The following is a 16,362-nucleotide window of genomic DNA, read 5'->3' as shown; positions in this document are numbered from 1 at the left end:
TGTCCTCCCGAGGTTAGAAGGTCAGGGCCACGCCGGCCGAAACGCCGGTTGCGGGCATGGGGTAGCCCGGCTTGTATTTGTAGAAGGTGTTGGTCAGGTTCTGCACGGCCACGAAGAGTTCGGTTTCGACCTTGGGTTTGGGGATGGTGAAGAAATAGGAAAACTTGGCGTTGGCCAGCCAGTAGCCGTCCACCTTTTCCGTGTTGCGCGTGCCCACGCGCCGGGTTTCGGAAAGCACGTACATCTCGTCCACGTACTGGGCGTCGGCGGCGATCTTGAAATGCTCGAGGAAGCGGTAGTTCGCGCCGAGGCTGACGCTCAGGTTCGGCACGTAGGGGAGGTATTTCGGCGTGTGCCCCATGGCGTTTAAGCCGGCGAAGAAAGACAGATCCTTGACCGGGGTGTAGGTCGCCGTGGTTTCCAGGCCCCAAATGGAGTAGGAGCCGTAATTTTCAAACCCGGTCGGTCTCCCGGAGGAGGGATACATCACGTAGCGGTCGTGTCCGTTGTCGGAAAAGGCCGTCACGTCGAACCTGAGCAGGTTTTCGTATTTGTAGGACGCGCCCGCCTCGAAGTGGTCCATGGTCTCGGCCTTGAGGCTGCGCCAGTTCTGGCCCAGGGAGGAGATCACGTTTTGGGAGAAGACCGCCACGTTGAGTCCCGGATAGTTGACGCCCCGGGAATAGGTGCCGTGCAGCTCCAGGTCCTTGTAACCGAGCAGCAAGCCGGCCTGGGGCGACCATTCCGACTGGAACTGGCTGTGGCCGTAGTAGCGAAGCCCGGCCGAGGGCGTGGCGTAAAAGCCTTCCTTGGAGCCGATCATCTGGGAGACGCCGAGAAAGGGCGAGAAGATGGACCAGGTCATGCGGTCGAAGTGCGTCACCCCGCCCGGCGTGAACGACCAGTCCGTCAGGGAATTGATGGTCAGCTCGGGGTCGGTGGTGAATTCCGCCTGGCCGCTGATCCAGTCCATGTCCGCGCCGAAAGCGATCTCGCCGCCCTGCCAGAGACGGAGTTTTTCCTTGGCCCGCACGCCGTACAGGTCCGAATCGTTCGTGTTGTCGTTATCCTTGCCGGACTGGTTGAACCAGTTGCCTTCGCCCCTGTTCCAATAGCCTTTGAGGGTCCCCTCCGCGCAATCGTAGGTGTTGGCGAGCGTAGCCACCATGTGCCAATCGCGGGTGACGTATTTCCCGTCGCGCTCCTCCGGCTGTCCTTCCGGCCCCGGATCCATGGCGTAGTTGTCCGTGCGGATCACCGTGGCGTGGGCGTTCCAGTTGTCGGTCAGGCCGTAGCCCAGGCGGCCGTAATAGCTTGTCAGCATGCCGTCGGACATGGCCCGCGAGCCCGAGGAATAGCGGTAGCTCTGGGCTGCGTAGTAGTCGAAGCGGCCGATCTTGCCGCCCGTTTCCGCCGTTTCCTGCGAGGTGTTGTAGGAGCCGTACTGGGCCGTGACCCGGGAGGAGAATCCTTCGTGGTCCATACGTTTGGGGGTCATGTCCACGGCGGCCAGACCGTTGCCGAAGTTCATGGGCTGCGGGCTCTTGTACACGGTGACGGCGGCGGCCGGGTCCACGGACAGATAGTCCAGCAGCGGATGGTCCCAGACCGAAATATAGGCCGGCGCGCCGTCGATCATGACCGAAATTTCCGCGCCGGGCCGGCTGGCCCCCTTGCCCCGGATGAAAATCGCGCCGCCTTCCGCCCCTCCGAAGGAACCGATGTTGTCAAAGCGGGAGATCGTCACGCCGGGGGTGCGGCGCAGGGCCGAGGTCAGGTCGGGCGCATTGAGGTCCCATATCTGCTCTTTGGTGACGGTCGTCGTTTCATTGGCGAAGCTGTCCACCCTGTTGCCTTCGATGATGGGCGAGGAGACGACATTGACTTCCTCGAGCATGGCCTCGCCTGAATTCTCCGTTGTTTGGGGATCGGCTGCAAGCGATGGCGAGGCGGCGAAGGCGAGGCCAAGTGCAAGAAGGGCGGCTCGGGAGAAACGACGGGGAATCATGCTCGCTCCTTTCGGGTAATAGAGTGGGAAATTACAACTATGGAAAGTGACATCAGTGGCCTGTTTTGTATTGAAAATTTAAAAAAGTAACACCGTTGGTTATGGAAATAAAATTCGTATGTCAAGAATCAATAAAACATATGGAATTAGGTGGCGGAAGGTTGGCCCGCCGGCATCCCTTTGACCCCGCCGATGCCGCTTCCTCCCGAAACGGGGTGCCGGACATCCCGATTTGGCGCTGGCCTGTTTTGGAGAGGGGGACAAGCGGCATGGCTTCCCGGATCGCCCTTGCCGTTGGGACGGATTTAAAATTGTACAGCGCCTCCCATCCGGCATAAACTCGGCGGCCTAGGCGCGTGGCGCTTTGCCACGATGCGACTTTTTCCCGGAGGCGGCATGCGGGCGGAAATCATGGAGCGGTTCGACGGTTTGGCGGACAAGTTCCTGGCGGACATCGAGCCCCTCAAGGACGCGGGGACCCTCGTGGTCGGCATCTACTGCACCTATGCCCCGGTGGAGCTGGTGCGCGCCGCCGGGGCCATCCCGGTGGGCCTTTGCGGCAAGAAGCAGGCCCCCATCCCCGCCGCCGAACGGGTCCTCCCGGCCAATCTCTGCCCGCTCATCAAGTCCAGCTACGGCTATGCGGCAACGGACACCTGCCCCTATTTCGCCGCGTCCGATCTGCTCGTCGGCGAAACCACCTGCGACGGCAAAAAAAAGATGTACGAGCACCTGGGGAAGATAAAGCCCCTGCACCTGATCCACCTGCCGGCCACCGTGGGCGAAGCCCAGGAGGCCTACTGGCTTCACGAGGTGCGCCGGTTCAAGGCGTTTTTGGAGGAGGCGACCGGCCGCGTCATCACGGATGAGGCGTTGCGGGAGGAAATCGCCACCCAGAACGAGGTGCGCCGCCTGCTTTTCCGGGTGCTTTCCTCGTCGCGCGGGGACCGCGTGCCGCTTGGCGGCCTGGACATGCTGCTTGTCAGCGAAGCCGGAGGCTTCAGCGCCGATCCCCACGCCTACGCCGCGACCTTGCGGGAGCTTTTGGCGGAGTTGGACGGTCTGGCCGCCTCCGGCGCGTCGTGCGCGCCCCCGGGGGCCAGGCGGATCCTTTTGACGGGGTGCCCGGCGGGACGCGGTTCGGAAAAGCTCGTGCGCCTGATCGAGGAAAGCGGCGGGGTGGTGGTCGCCGCCGAGAACTGTTCGGGCGTCAAGAGTTTCGACCGCCTCGTGGAGGAAGAAGGCGATCCGCTCGCGGCCATTGCCCGGCGTTACCTGCGCGTTCCCTGTTCGGTCATGACGCCGAACGCGGGCAGGCTGGAACTGCTCGACCGCCTGACCCGGGAGATGCGGCCCCACGGCGTGGTCGACCTCACCTGGCACTGTTGCCACACCTACAACGTGGAAGCGCCGATCGTCGCCGCGCACATGCGGGACACGCACGACCTGCCCACGCTGCATATCGAGACGGACTACGCCGACGCCGACACCGAGCAACTGCGCACGCGCGTCGAAGCCTTCCTGGAAATGCTGTAGCCGAAAAGCGAGGGCTTGCGGCCCGATTTCCCGGGACGTCTGCGGCCGGGCACGCCCGGGAACATCGTCGCGGCCCGTTGCCCCGCACCGCCGGGACGGCCCGGCGCAAAAGCGTGTTTTCCCGGAAAACCAGGCGCCCGACTGTCCCGAGCGCCGGGTTGGGGGCGCCGGCCACGGTGGTCAGGCGGGTTTTTGGCCGACAAAGACTTTCATGGCCGAATCGAGCCTGGACGGCGTCACCGTCTTGGCCAGGTAGCCCGACTTCGACATGAGCGCTGTGAACGCGCCGGGCTCCGGCAAAAGCGAAGCGCCCGGCGTCATCACCGACCACATATGCATGATGGCGTCGATGGAATGCTTGCCGTCGCGGCATAAGGTGGCGATCGCCAGACGTCCGCCCGGCTTGAGCCAACGATACAGTTTTTCCAAGAGTTTCGGGTGGTCGGACTCGGGGAAGTAGTAGATGTTGTTGAAAAGTGTGATGCAATCGAACTGTTCTTGGTAATCGAGCGTCCACATGTCGCCGGCGAGCATTTCGGCCCGCCCCGCCTGCCCCGCGTCCATGATCTTCCTGCGTATGTTCCGCGCGAGTTCTTCCACGAGCTCCACACCCGTGGCGGAGAGTTCGGGATTTCGCGACAACGCGTGCAGCAGGTACACACCGGAGCCGCTCCCGACTTCCAGGAACGCGCAAGGACCGGATTCGGGAAGGAGGTCATCCAAAACGCTTTTGAGAACAGGTTCGGCTATTTTCGACGAACGCGCGATGACTTCCGAGTGCCGGTCGCTCAAGGCGCGGAGGCTTTCCCCCTCAACCTCCTCGGACAAGGCGGCGGCGATATACGGCGCGTGCAGGCCGCTTGCCTCCTCGGCCAAGGACAAAAGGGCGTCGAACTCGGGCTTGGCCATGGCCTTGGCCAGGTTTCCCTTGAGGGCGTAGCGGTTACGGCGCGGGTCGATTTCTCCCAGCGTGACCCCGAGATGCAAAAAGGCCTTCAGGCTGGCGGCGTGTTTTTCCGGCGAAAGCGCAAGGGCGTCGAGCGCCTCCTCCAGGCGAAGCGGGCTGGCGGCAAGCGCTTGCAACAAACCCATTTTGCCGGCTTTCGCCAGAAAGCATATCCGGTAAAAGCCCTTGAGGTTGGACGAAAGACGCAAAAACGCGCCGGCCTGGCCGTTTCCGATCCATTTGAGGTAATCGCTCGCTTTCATTCTCCCATCTCCCTTGATGTCAGCAATCCACGCTCGAATTGGCAAAGACCCATCTCGAAGCGATGCGCCGTTGCGTCAGGGTCAAAGGCGTCATCGCTGAGGCCGCTGAGAAGCTCGATGAAGTACAGGCCGAAAAAGCCGCGCGCGGCGATCCGGCAATCCACGTCCCGCCGGTACTCGTTCCGTCTTTTCGCCGTCTCCATGAGTTCGGCCACCTGGGCGACGAAATGAAGCGTGAACTCCATCACCTTTCGGCCCCATTCGCCTTGGAGAAACAGCGACTCCTTGACCAGGACGCGGTAGAGCGCCGGACGCTTGGCGTAGAACGCGTAAAGCGGCCGCACCAGCCCCATAAGCTTGTCCCGGCACGGCGCTTCCGGGGCAATGGCGGCCCAGGCTTGCGCCAGGACCCGCTCTATCTCGTCCTGAAACGCGGCGGCCAGAAGCGACGGCTTGTCTGGGAAATGCGCGAACACCGTGCCTTCGGCCACGCCCGCCCGACGCGCCACACGGCTGATGGGCGTGTCCGCGTTTTCCGGTTCGGCATAAATCTCCTTCGCCGCTTCCAAAATTTTCCGCCGCGTTTGTTCGGCGGCCTCCTTGCGCGTCATCCCGCTTGGGCTCATGGCTAGGACTCCTTTTTAATGAGTGCACTCAATGAGTATGCTCATCAAGAGAAACCGTCAAGGCCGCCCCGGACGGAAACCCCGCTTTTCGACGCCAGCCGCGTCACACGCGCGCCCGGACAGTGGCGCTTGCGGGCCAAGAGGGAGAGCGTTTCGTTTGAAGGGCATGGCGGACAGGCGTCGAATGTCGTACAGGCTTTCCCGGAGTTCTTCCCGGCTCGCCCGGGGGGGGGCAGTCCGATTTCGGGACGGAGCGCCGCGTCGCGCGCCATGGGCCGCGAAAAGCGGAGCGGGATTTTCCCGCGTCCGGCATCGACCGGCCGCCCGGGGGCTGGCAACGCATATTCAAAAGACAGGATTGAAAATGGACAACACGACCACCCGGCCCGAGCAGGCCGAAATACGTCTGGCCGAGTACAAGCCGCCGGTTTTCCTCGTGGACACGGTGGAGCTGGATTTCGATATCCGCGACGATCGCACCCGCGTCTCCTCGCGCCTGGCGATCCGCCGCAACCCGGAGAGCGCCGAGCGAAACGCGCCGCTGGTGTTAAACGGCCAGGGACAGAAGCTCGTTGCCGTGCGCGTCGACGGCCGGGAGCTCGCGGCCGGGGACTATGTTCTGACCGACAAGACCCTGACCATACGCGCCGTGCCGGACGAAGGCGTCGTGGCCATCGAAAGCGACAACGATCCGGCGGCCAACACCGCGCTCATGGGGCTTTACGCCGCCGGGCCCATGCTGTGCACCCAGTGCGAAGCCGAGGGCTTTCGTCGCATCACCTATTTCCCGGACCGCCCCGACGTCCAATCCCGCTACCGGGTCGCCATCCATGCCGATGAGGACCGCTATCCGGTGCTCTTGGCCAACGGCAACCTGGTCGAAAACGGAAAGGAAGCGGGCGGCCGCCACTACGCGGTGTGGGAAGATCCCTTCCGCAAGCCCTGCTACCTGTTCGCCCTGGTCGCGGGCAGGCTGGACAAGGTGGCGGACCGTTTCCTCACCCGGTCGGGACGCGAGGTGCTGCTCGAGATCTACACCGAGCCCGGCAGGTCGAGCGAAACGGGCTTCGCCATGGCGGCGCTCAAAAAGGCCATGCGCTGGGACGAGGAACGTTTCGGCCGCGAGTACGACCTGGACCGGTTCATGATCGTGGCCGTCAGCTTTTTCAATTTCGGCGCGATGGAAAACAAGGGCCTCAACATCTTCAACGACGCCCGGGTCCTCGGCCGGGCCGATACCGCCACCGACGCGGATATCGCCTTTTTCGAGCGCGTGGTCGGGCACGAATACTTCCATAACTGGTCGGGCGACCGCGTGACCTGCCGGGACTGGTTCCAGATCACCCTCAAGGAGGGGCTCACCGTCTTTCGTGAGCAGGAGTTCGTGGGGGACATGAACAGCCCGGCCCAGGAACGGCTGCGCACGGTTTCGGTCCTGCGCCGCGTCCAATTCCCCGAGGACGCCGGGGCCATGGCCCACCCGATCCGCCCGGCCAGCTATCAGGCGGTGGAGAACTTCTACACGGCCACCGTGTACAGCAAGGGCGCGGAAGTCATTCGCATGATCCAGACCCTGGTCGGCCGCGAGGGCTTTCGCAAGGGGCTCGACCTCTATTTCGAGCGCCACGATGGCCACAGCGCCACCTGCGAGGATTTCGTCCGGGCCATGGCCGACGCCAACGCCATCGACCTCGGCCAGTTCATGCGCTGGTACGCCCAGGCCGGAACGCCGGTGCTGGACGTGACGTCGCGCTATGACGCCGACAGCCGCGCCTATACGCTCGAGGTGGAGCAGCGCTGCCCGGCGACGCCCGGACAGGACACGAAGGAACCCTTTCACATGCCGCTTCGCCTGGGGCTTTTGGACGCGCGCGGCGGCGACATGAAGGGCGACATGGTCCTTAAGCTGCGCCGGCCCCGGGAAACCTTCGTGATCGAGGACGTGCCGGAAAAGCCGATCCCGTCCCTGCTGCGCGATTTTTCGGCTCCGGTCCGCCTCAATTACGACTATACCGATGCGGAACTGCTCGTCATCCTGGCCCACGACAGCGACGGGTTCAATCGCTGGGACGCCGGGCAGAAGCTTTTCGCCAAATACGCCCTGTCGGGCGAGGCGCTTCCGGACGCGTTCGTTACGGCCCTGCGCACGGTGCTCATGGACAAGGACCTGGAGGCGGGGACCAAGGCCATGACCCTGACCCTGCCCGGAGAGGAGGAGCTTGGCCTCGCCTTGATCGCGCGGGGGGAACGGATCGATCCCGTGGCGGTGTGCGAAAAGCGCCGCCGGGTCATCAAGGCCCTGGCCGGGGCGCTGTCCGGCGAGCTGTGGGCGACCTACCGGGAGATCGCGGCCGGACTGGACGAGGAGGCCAGCGACGGGGTTGCGCGCGGCCAGAGAAGCCTCAAGAACCTCTGCCTGGCCTACCTGCACCGGGCCGAGCCCGGGAAGGTGGCCCCCGTCGCGGCCCGGGTCGTTTCCGGGGCGCGCAACATGACCGACAAGATCGCCTGCCTCGATATCCTGGTGGACGGGGACGCGGCGCTTGCGGCCCGGGCCCTGGCGGAATTCGCTGAAACCTTCGCCGGCCAGCCGTCGATCATGGACAAGTGGCTTGGCGTGCAGGCCGCCGAGCGTCATGCCGGCGTGCTGGAGAAGGTCAGGCGGCTGATGGCGCACAAGGCCTTCAGCCTGAACAACCCGAACCGCGTCGCCGCTCTGGTCGGCGTGTTCGCCGGCAACCCTTTCGGCTTCCACGCCGAGGACGGCTCGGGCTACCGGTTCGTCGCGGATGTGGTGGAGCGGCTCGACCGGCTCAATCCCCAGGCGGCGGCGCGCTACGCGAAGCCTTTTTTGCGGTGGCGCGATTTCGACGCCGGTCGTCAGGCGCTCATGCAAGAGGCGTTGCGAAAGCTCGCCGCGCTCGAGTCGCTTTCGATAAACGTGCGCGAAGTGGTGACCAAGGCCCTCGGGGCGGACGCCTGACGAAATCGCGACGCGGCCGCGCCGCCTGCGCGGGGAGCGTTTCCCGGGCGCGGCCGCTCCCCGGCAACGGGGAAGTTTCTGGAATCCGTGCCGGCGTCTTGAAGGGGGCGACCGGCCAAAGCGCCGGAAAAGCGTTGTCGCATGGACAACTTCCTTGCCGCTATGGTAGTTCCCATATCGTAGCCCCGCTTTTTTGGGGGAAGGCAGGAGGGCGGCTGGAACATCTGGAACGCCGCCAGAAAACGACGGAGATGGGGCGACCGCGACACAGCCGCGCCTGTCGCGTTGCAGGCCGTAATGAGGATAGCACCCATGAAAGCCTTTTTTTCCGGCTCCATCCACAAAAACCTGACCCTCCTCGTCCTGCTGGTCGCCCTGCCGGCCATGGCGCTTGGCGCCTACACCATGCTCGAAAGCCGCCTGCACGCCGAGCGGGACGCCAGGCAAAGCACGCTCAACCTCCTGCGCAGCCTTACGTCCATGCAGACCGGCATCGTCAGCGAGGCCAAGCTCCTGCTCACGACCCTGGGGCATCTCCCCGAAGTGGAAATCGGCTACCGGGCGGCCTGCAACGAGCGTTTCACCGTGCTGCTCGGTGAGCATCCCGAGTTGTCCAACATCTTTCTGACCAACAAGGCCGGCATCGTCATCGCTTCGGGCCGGCCTGCCTTTCTCGGCAAGGACCTCTCGGACCGGCTTTATTTCAAGGAGGCCATGTCCACCCGTGACTTCAGCGCCGGGGTTTTCAATGTCGGACGGGCCTCGGGCCTGCCCATCCTGGTCTTCGCCCTTCCGGTCGGGGACGGGGCCTCGCGGTATGTCGGCGTCATAGGCGATTCCTTCAAGCTGCATTTCTATCACAAGTTTCTCGACAAGCTGGATTTGCCGCACCAGGCCCGCGTGGGCCTTTACGACCGCAACGGCCTGCGCATGCTGGCTTATCCGGAGGACAAGGCTCTGCCCCTGGGGGCTCCAGGCGATCCGGATTTGTGGAAACGCATTGGCGAGGCCGCCGCGGACGAAGGGATGCTCGACGACCGCGGGCAGGACGGGGCGCGCATCCTGGTGGCCTATGCCCGGCTGCGTTTGCGGCCGTCGGAACCGCCGTACGCGACCTTCGTCGTTTCCATGGACTGGCAGGACGCCTTTCGCGAGGCGCGAAGCCGCTTTGCCCGCTCCATGGCCTTGTTGGTTCTGGTGGTGGCGGTGACCCTGCTTGTCGCTCGTCACATGGGCCGGGTGGCCGTATTGGCCGGCCTCGACAGCCTCATGGACGCCTCGGACCGCCTGGGCAAGGGGGATCTGGCCGCCCGGGCCTCGGCCGGTTCCGGCAGCCTGGAGATCCGGCGGCTTGCCGCGACGTTTAACGACATGGCCAAGGGCCTCGAGACGCGGGCGGAAGAGCTGCGGCTGCGTGACCGGGAACTGGCCAGGATGCGCAACCTGTTAAACAACATCCTCGAATCCATGCCGTCGGCCATCATCGCCCTGGACGAAGACGGGCTCGTGACTCATTTCAACGGCAGCGCCCAGGCCATGTGCGCCTTGACGCCGGAAAAGGCCCTGGGCCGCCCGCCGGCCGAGGTCCTGCCGTTGCTGTCGGCCCATCTGGACAAGCTGCAACGGGCCCTGCGCCAGCGTCAGGTCCAGCGCGTGGAGCACGAGCGTCTGCGCCTCGACGGCGTGGAGCGCCTTTTCGACCTCCAGTTTTATCCGCTCGTGGCCAATGGCATAAACGGCGCGGTCATCCGCCTTGACGACGTCACGGAGCGGGAGCGCCTGCGCGAAATGATGATCCAATCGGAAAAGATGGCCTCGGTCGGAGGCTTGGCCGCCGGCATGGCCCACGAGATCAACAATCCGCTCAGCTCCATCCTGCAGGCGGCGCAAGTCTGCCTCATGCAGTGCGACCCGGCCATCGAAGGCAACCGCAAGGCGGCCGAGGAGTGCGAGTGCACCATCGAGGCCGTGCATTGCTATATCGAGCGGCGACGCATCGCGAAATTCCTGGAGGGCATTCGGGATGCGGGCAAGCGGGCGGCCCAGATCGTGTCCAGCATGCTGGAGTTTTCCCGCAAAAGCGAATCCCGACGGGCTCCCGCGGACATAAACGAGCTTCTGGAGCACAGCCTCGCCCTGGCCGCCACGGATTACGATTTGAAAAAGAAGTACGACTTTCGGCATATCGAGATCATCCGGGACTATGCCTCCGACCTCCCGGAAGTCATGTGCACCCGGACCGAGGTCGAGCAGGTGCTGCTCAACCTGTTCAAAAACGCCGCCCAGGCCATGGCCGCCAACCCCGATCCCGCCCGCAAACCGGCCATCACCGTGCGGACCCGGCTGCGGGACGGCCATGCGCGCATCGAGGTGGGCGACAACGGCCCGGGCATGGAAGAGCAGGTGCGCACGCGGATTTTCGAACCCTTCTTCACCACCAAGGAACCCGGCGAAGGCACCGGACTCGGGCTTTCCGTCTCCTATTTCATCATCACCACCAACCATGGCGGCACGATCCGAGTGGACTCCCGGCCCGGACAGGGGACGACCTTCGTCATCGAGCTGCCGCTTGGGGAGCGCGCATGACCGGCCCGCCCGTAACGATCCTCGTCGTCGACGACGAGGAGACCATCCGCGACAGCCTGCAGTTTTTTTTCGAGGCCCGGGGGTGGAACGTGCTGACGGCGGCAAGCGCGGAGCAGGCCCTGGAGATACTGGCCCGCCAGCCCCTGGACGGGGCCGTGGTGGACATCCGCCTGCCGGGGCAAAGCGGCGATGCCATGATCCTCGCCGCCGCGCCGCGCTATCCCGCCGTGAAGTGGCTGATCTGCACCGGCTCCATGGAATTCGCCCCCGGACCCGAACTGGCCGCCGTCGGCGTGACGGCGCAGGACGTTTTCACCAAACCCGTCGCCGATATGGGGCTGCTCGCGGACCGGCTCGAGCAGCTGATCCGATAAAGGACTTCGCTCATGACCGCCGCTTCCGTCCGCATCCTGACCATCGACGACGAGGACATGATCCGGGAGACCATCGCCGTCTACCTGGAGAACAAGGGGTTCACCGTTTTCGAGGCCGCCAACGGGAGGGAAGGGCTGGAACGCTTTCTCGCCGAGCGTCCCGATCTGGTTCTGGTGGACCTGCGCATGCCGGAGATGGACGGCCTGGACGTCCTGGCCAGGATACGGGACATCGCCCCGGATACGCCGACCATCGTGGTTTCCGGCACGGGGGTGCTGCGCGACGCCATCGAGGCCATCAAGCGCGGGGCCTGGGATTATGTGACAAAGCCCATCCAGGACATGGACGTCCTGGGCTTGGCCGTGGACAAGGCCCTGGAACGGGCCAGGCTGTTGCGCGAAAACAAGGCCTACCAGGAAAATCTCGAGGCCTTGGTGCACGAGCGGACGACCGAAGTGGAAAACACCCGTCGCCAGATCATGCAGCGCCTCAGCCGCGCCGCCGAATTCAAGGACAACGAGACCGGGCGGCATGTCGTGCGCGTGGGAGAGATCAGCGCCCTGATCGGGCGGGCCGTCGGGCTTGCCGCCGAGGAATGCGACATGCTGCGGGAGTGCGCCCCCCTGCACGACCTCGGCAAGATCGGCATCCCCGACGCCATCCTGCTCAAGCCCGGCCCGCTGACGGCCGGGGAGTGGGAAATCATGAAGCGCCATTGCCTGTTCGGCTGCGAAATCCTCGGTCCGCTCGGCAGCCTCGAGGACGCCAAGGCCTGGTGCTCGGACCCCCTGGCGCCGACCCGGGGCAAGGACCACAACCCGCTCCTCAACCTGGCCAGGACCCTGGCCCTGCTGCACCACGAACGCTGGGACGGCCAGGGGTATCCCTTCGGCCTGCAAGGGGAGAACATCCCCCTGGAGGCGCGCATCGTGAGCGTGGTGGACGTCTACGACGCCTTGCGCAGTTCCAGGTCCTACAAAAAGCCCTTTTCGGAAGAAGAGAGTCTGGAAATCATGCGCGAGGGGGCCGGGACCCGGTTCGATCCGGAGATCATGGCGGTGTTTTTCGCCCATCTCGACGCCATCCGGGCCATCCGGGAGAAGTGGAAGGACGAGGAGGATAAGGGGTCATGACCGAAGAAAAAAACGCCGGCCAAAGCCAGTCCCCCGACGTCTCGTCAGGCCGGAAGACGGACGCTCCCGCCGCTTCGCAGCCCTATGTGCGCGACGAACTGCGGCTTTTCCATGCCCTGCTGGATCGCGCCAACGATCCCATCTTCCTGGTGGATACCCATTCCGGGGTGCTGCTCGAGGCCAACCAGGCCGCCATCGACCTCCTCGGGCTCAGCAAGGTGGACCAGGCCTGGAAATCCCTTCTGCAAAATTTCAGCGTTGTCCGCCATGCCCCGCTGTCCGGGTGCCTCGACGACGTGCCCGAAGGGGAAACCCATGAAGTCGCCTACACCGACCGCTCGGGCGTGCGGCGGTTGTTCGAACTGACGCTCAGCACCATGCGCATCGACGACCACCGGTACACCGTGGGCGTGGCCCGCGACATCACCACGCGCAAGGAGACCGAATGCGCCCTGCGCCACCGGGAACAACAGCTGCGGACGTTTTTCGAGACCGCGCCGGTGGGCATCTTCACCACCACGACCTCGGGACGCCACCTGTTTTCCAATGAGGCCAACGCGCGCATCCATGGCTACGCCTCCCCGGAGGAATTTCAGCAGGTGATCGGGGAGAAGGTGGTCAGCCTCTACGTCGATGCCGCCGAGCGCCGGGAATTGCTGCAACGCCTGGCGCGGGACGGCGCGGTGGAAAGTTTCGAAACCCGGCACAGGACAAAAGACGGCTCCGTCATTTGGATCGCCGTCTGGGCCAAGTTGCGCCGGGCTGCGGATGGCACGCAGGATCTCATCGAAGGATTCTGCATCGACATCACCGAACGCAAGAAGGCGGTGCAGGAAATCCGGGAGGCCAGGGAATACCTCAACAGCATCGTCAACACCATCGGCGATCCGATTTTCGTCAAAAACGAGCAGCATCGCTTCATGCTGGCCAACGACGCCCTGTGCGCGCTCATGGGGCGCCCCCGGGAGGAAATCCTGGGCCGTACGGACGCGGATTTTTTCCCCAAGGAGCAGGTGAACGCGTTCTGGAAGGTGGACGATATGCTGCTCGCCACCGGCCTGCAAAACGTCAGCGAAGAGAGCCTGACCGACGGGCGTGGGGAACTGCGCACCATCGTGACCAAGAAAACCCGCTATGTCGATGCGTTGGGAAGAAAGAGCGTGGTCGGCGTCATCCGCGACATCACCGAACGCAAACGGATGGAGCGCAACCTGGAAGCCTCCGAGGAGAAGTTTCGCAGCATCGTGGAATCGTCGCCCACGGCCATGTTTTTTTACCACCTGGAGCCGGACGGCGGCTTGCTTTTGACCGGAGCCAACCCGGCGGCGGACGTTCTTGTGGGGTTCGACCGCAGCACCCTGGTCGGCCGGCCGTTGGAAGCGGTGTTCCCGGGCCTGGCCGATACGCGCTACCCCGACCTGTACCGGCAGGTGGCCCGGGGGGATGTCGGCGCCCAGTCCTACGAGGCCCCCTACCAGGACGAGCGCCTCTCGGGGCACCATGACGTCCGCGTGTTTCGCACCGGGCCGGACGCCATCGTGGTGGACATCCTCGACGTCACCGAACGCCTGCGGCTCCAGGAGATGATGGTCCAGTCGGAAAAGATGGCCTCTGTCGGGGGGCTTGCCGCCGGCATGGCCCATGAGATCAACAATCCTTTAAGCTCCATCCTCCAGGCGGCCCAGGTCTGCCTGATGCAGCTCGATCCCGCCTTGCCCGCCAACCAGGAGGGCGCGGACGCCTGCGGTTGCAGCGTCGAGGCCGTGCGCTGCTACCTGGAGAAGCGCCGCGTGTTCAAGTTCCTGGCTGGCATCCAGGAGGCGGGCAAGCGCGCGGCGGGCATCGTTTCCAGCATGCTGGAGTTTTCCCGCAAGAGCGAATCCCGGCGGGCCCCGGTCGACATCAACGCCGTCCTGGACCGGAGCGTGGAGCTGGCCTCCACGGATTACGATCTGAAAAAGAATTACGACTTCCGCCACATCAACATCATCCGCCGCTACGCCGAGGACCTGCCCGAAGTCACCTGCACGCGCACCGAGATCGAGCAGGTGGTCCTGAACCTGCTTAAAAACGCCGCCCAGGCCATGGCCGGGTATCCGCCGGCCGCGGGCGCGCCGACCATCGTGCTCGGCACGTCGCGCACCCCGACCGGGGTGCGCATCGAGGTGACCGACAACGGCCCGGGTATGGTCGACCCGGTGCGCCGTCGGGTGTTCGAGCCGTTTTTCACCACCAAGGAGCCGGGACTCGGCACCGGGCTGGGGCTGGCCGTGTCCTACTTCATCATTACCGCCAACCACGGCGGGACTATCAGCGTGGAATCCGAGCCGGGGGGGGGCGCCACCTTCATCGTCGAACTGCCCGTGGAGCGGCGGCCATGAGCGCGCATAAGCCGACCCTTCTGACCATCGACGACGAGGCCATGATCCGGGAGACGATCGCCGCCTATATGGAGAACCGGGGGTTCGTCGTGTACGAGGCTCCGGACGGCCGCCGCGGGCTGGAAGTGTTCCGGGACAAGCGGCCCGATCTGGTCCTGGTCGATCTGCGCATGCCGGAGATGGACGGCCTGGAAGTCCTGGCCTGTCTGCACGAAATAGCCCCGGATACGCCGGCCATCGTGGTGTCCGGCACCGGGGTGCTGCGGGACGCCGTCGAAGCCGTCCGGCGCGGGGCCTGGGATTACATCACCAAGCCCATCCAGGACATGGCCGTCCTGGCGCTCGCCGTGGACAAGGCCCTAGAGCGGGCCGACCTGAAGCGGGCCGTGCGCCAGGCCGAGCAGCGCTACACCAGCCTGGTGCAAAACATCCCGTTGCTCATTTTCGGCCTGACCAGGGGACTGCGCCTGGAATTCGTCAACCGGGGCTGCCGCACTCTTTTGGGCTACACCCGGGAAGAGGCCCTGGCCGAACCGGACTGGCTGCTCGGGCGCATCGATCCCGAACTGCGCGACTGGGTGCGCGGGGAGTTCGAAGCCTGCCTGGACGACTGTTCCCTGTCCTTTTCCCGCCAGTGCAAGCTGCTCCACAAGGACGGCCGGGTCGTCTACGGCGTGCTCAAGTCCATCCCCGTTTCGGACTGCGCCGGCCACGGGCCCCGGCAGCGGGTCGAAGGCTGCATCATGGACATCGGCGACCGCATGCTTCTGGAGAAGGTGCTCGTCCAAAAGGAGAAGATCCACACCCTGGGGGCCATTGCCGCCGAAGTGGCCCATGAGATCCGCAATCCCCTCATGGCCATCGGCGGGTTCGCCAAGCGCCTGACGCGAAAAATGCCGGAGCTGACGGAGGCCGGGATCATCCTGGAGGAAGCGGGGCGGCTGGAGCGGTTCCTCAACCGCATCCGGGATTACCTCAATCCGGTGCGTCAGCATCCTGAAGCGGTGGTCATGGCCGACGTGGTGCGCGACTGCCTGGCCCTGCTCGCGCCGGAACTGACAGGGGTGGGCGTGACGCCGAGCCTCGACCTGGCGGCGGCGGAAGTCGTGGTCCGGGAGGACCCGGATATCCTGTCCCAGGTGGTCATAAACCTCATCCGCTTCACCCTCGCCGCCTTGCCCCCCCGGGGAGGGATGTGGCTGACCGCCCGCAGCGGCGACGGCTTCGTCCATCTGGAAATCGGCGGGGACCAGGCCCACCCCGTGGCGGACGCGGAAAAGGTGTTTTTGCCGTTCGACGCGGGTGGGGAGACGATCGGGCTCCCGGTCTGCTTCCGGCTCATGCGCAGCATGGGCGGAGCGCTGCGGTTCGAGCAGCAGGGCGGCAAGGGACGGTTCGTCATGTCGGTGCTGACGGCCGAGGCCCGGCAGGCGGCGGGGAATGGACGCGGCGCGGCCGATGGGGACGAGGGCGACGCCGTCACGTCCGGGCAATAGGCCGGGGCCTATCGCGGCGCGGCTTCCCT

The 16,362-nt window shown here is 64.8% G+C and carries 10 protein-coding genes; 7 read left to right on the top strand and 3 right to left on the bottom strand.

The features are described from left to right. Nucleotides 1-13: 13 nt before the first annotated feature. Entirely contained in the window at nt 14-2,008 is a 1,995-nt protein-coding gene (locus DESFRDRAFT_RS11230; RefSeq protein ID WP_005993974.1) for a TonB-dependent receptor, read from the bottom strand. A gap of 396 nt (nt 2,009-2,404) precedes the next feature. Between DESFRDRAFT_RS11230 and DESFRDRAFT_RS11225 the strand changes: the two genes are divergently transcribed. Next, a complete protein-coding gene (locus DESFRDRAFT_RS11225) occupies nt 2,405-3,544 on the top strand; it encodes a double-cubane-cluster-containing anaerobic reductase (RefSeq protein WP_005993973.1) in 1,140 nt (379 codons plus the stop codon). Between the two features lie 180 nt (nt 3,545-3,724). Here the strand turns inward: DESFRDRAFT_RS11225 and DESFRDRAFT_RS11220 are convergent, their stop codons facing one another. Both DESFRDRAFT_RS11220 and DESFRDRAFT_RS11215 read right to left on the bottom strand, forming a co-directional pair. Beyond that, nucleotides 3,725-4,753: an SAM-dependent methyltransferase gene (locus tag DESFRDRAFT_RS11220; protein WP_005993972.1), complete on the bottom strand. Its 1,029-nt coding sequence runs from the start codon at nt 4,751-4,753 to the stop codon at nt 3,725-3,727. After that, complete coding sequence (locus tag DESFRDRAFT_RS11215) at nt 4,750-5,379, bottom strand: TetR/AcrR family transcriptional regulator (RefSeq protein WP_005993971.1); 630 nt, start codon at nt 5,377-5,379, stop codon at nt 4,750-4,752. Before DESFRDRAFT_RS11215 ends, DESFRDRAFT_RS11220 begins: the two co-directional genes overlap by 4 nt. A 364-nt stretch (nt 5,380-5,743) precedes the next feature. Between DESFRDRAFT_RS11215 and pepN the strand changes: the two genes are divergently transcribed. The 6 genes from pepN (at nt 5,744) to DESFRDRAFT_RS11185 (ending at nt 16,333) form a co-directional block, all read left to right on the top strand. Next, entirely contained in the window at nt 5,744-8,362 is a 2,619-nt protein-coding gene (gene pepN, locus DESFRDRAFT_RS11210; RefSeq protein WP_005993969.1) for an aminopeptidase N, read from the top strand. A gap of 312 nt (nt 8,363-8,674) precedes the next feature. After that, nucleotides 8,675-10,948 (top strand): ATP-binding protein, encoded by a 2,274-nt coding sequence (locus DESFRDRAFT_RS11205; protein ID WP_005993966.1) that lies wholly within the window; start codon nt 8,675-8,677, stop codon nt 10,946-10,948. Further along, the gene (locus DESFRDRAFT_RS11200; protein ID WP_005993964.1) at nt 10,945-11,322 is read left to right on the top strand and encodes a response regulator; all 378 of its coding nucleotides are present in this window, start codon (nt 10,945-10,947) and stop codon (nt 11,320-11,322) included. Before DESFRDRAFT_RS11205 ends, DESFRDRAFT_RS11200 begins: the two co-directional genes overlap by 4 nt. Nucleotides 11,323-11,334: 12 nt before the next feature. After that, nucleotides 11,335-12,456, top strand: coding sequence for an HD-GYP domain-containing protein (locus DESFRDRAFT_RS11195; protein ID WP_005993962.1), 1,122 nt, complete (start codon nt 11,335-11,337; stop codon nt 12,454-12,456). Continuing rightward, nucleotides 12,453-14,837: a PAS domain S-box protein gene (locus tag DESFRDRAFT_RS20770; RefSeq protein ID WP_005993960.1), complete on the top strand. Its 2,385-nt coding sequence runs from the start codon at nt 12,453-12,455 to the stop codon at nt 14,835-14,837. Before DESFRDRAFT_RS11195 ends, DESFRDRAFT_RS20770 begins: the two co-directional genes overlap by 4 nt. Beyond that, entirely contained in the window at nt 14,834-16,333 is a 1,500-nt protein-coding gene (locus tag DESFRDRAFT_RS11185; RefSeq protein WP_005993958.1) for a response regulator, read from the top strand. The genes DESFRDRAFT_RS20770 and DESFRDRAFT_RS11185 overlap by 4 nt, the downstream gene beginning before the upstream one ends. The last annotated feature ends 29 nt before the right edge of the window (nt 16,334-16,362 follow it).

Source organism: Solidesulfovibrio fructosivorans JJ] (assembly GCF_000179555.1).
In the GTDB taxonomy this organism is placed as follows: domain Bacteria; phylum Desulfobacterota; class Desulfovibrionia; order Desulfovibrionales; family Desulfovibrionaceae; genus Solidesulfovibrio; species Solidesulfovibrio fructosivorans.
The sequence above is the reverse complement of the archived record's forward strand: the minus strand, read 5'-3'. Positions and strand labels throughout refer to the sequence as shown.

Excerpts from the sequence above, each read along its gene's own strand:
- DESFRDRAFT_RS11195 (WP_005993962.1), top strand. The coding sequence starts at position 11,335 with ATGACCGCCGCTTCCGTCCGCATCCTGACCATCGACGACGAGGACATG.
- pepN (WP_005993969.1), top strand. The coding sequence starts at position 5,744 with ATGGACAACACGACCACCCGGCCCGAGCAGGCCGAAATACGTCTGGCC.
- DESFRDRAFT_RS11185 (WP_005993958.1), top strand. The coding sequence starts at position 14,834 with ATGAGCGCGCATAAGCCGACCCTTCTGACCATCGACGACGAGGCCATG.
- DESFRDRAFT_RS20770 (WP_005993960.1), top strand. The coding sequence starts at position 12,453 with ATGACCGAAGAAAAAAACGCCGGCCAAAGCCAGTCCCCCGACGTCTCG.
- DESFRDRAFT_RS11215 (WP_005993971.1), bottom strand. The coding sequence starts at position 5,379 with ATGAGCCCAAGCGGGATGACGCGCAAGGAGGCCGCCGAACAAACGCGG.
- DESFRDRAFT_RS11220 (WP_005993972.1), bottom strand. The coding sequence starts at position 4,753 with ATGAAAGCGAGCGATTACCTCAAATGGATCGGAAACGGCCAGGCCGGC.
- DESFRDRAFT_RS11205 (WP_005993966.1), top strand. The coding sequence starts at position 8,675 with ATGAAAGCCTTTTTTTCCGGCTCCATCCACAAAAACCTGACCCTCCTC.
- DESFRDRAFT_RS11230 (WP_005993974.1), bottom strand. The coding sequence starts at position 2,008 with ATGATTCCCCGTCGTTTCTCCCGAGCCGCCCTTCTTGCACTTGGCCTC.
- DESFRDRAFT_RS11200 (WP_005993964.1), top strand. The coding sequence starts at position 10,945 with ATGACCGGCCCGCCCGTAACGATCCTCGTCGTCGACGACGAGGAGACC.
- DESFRDRAFT_RS11225 (WP_005993973.1), top strand. The coding sequence starts at position 2,405 with ATGCGGGCGGAAATCATGGAGCGGTTCGACGGTTTGGCGGACAAGTTC.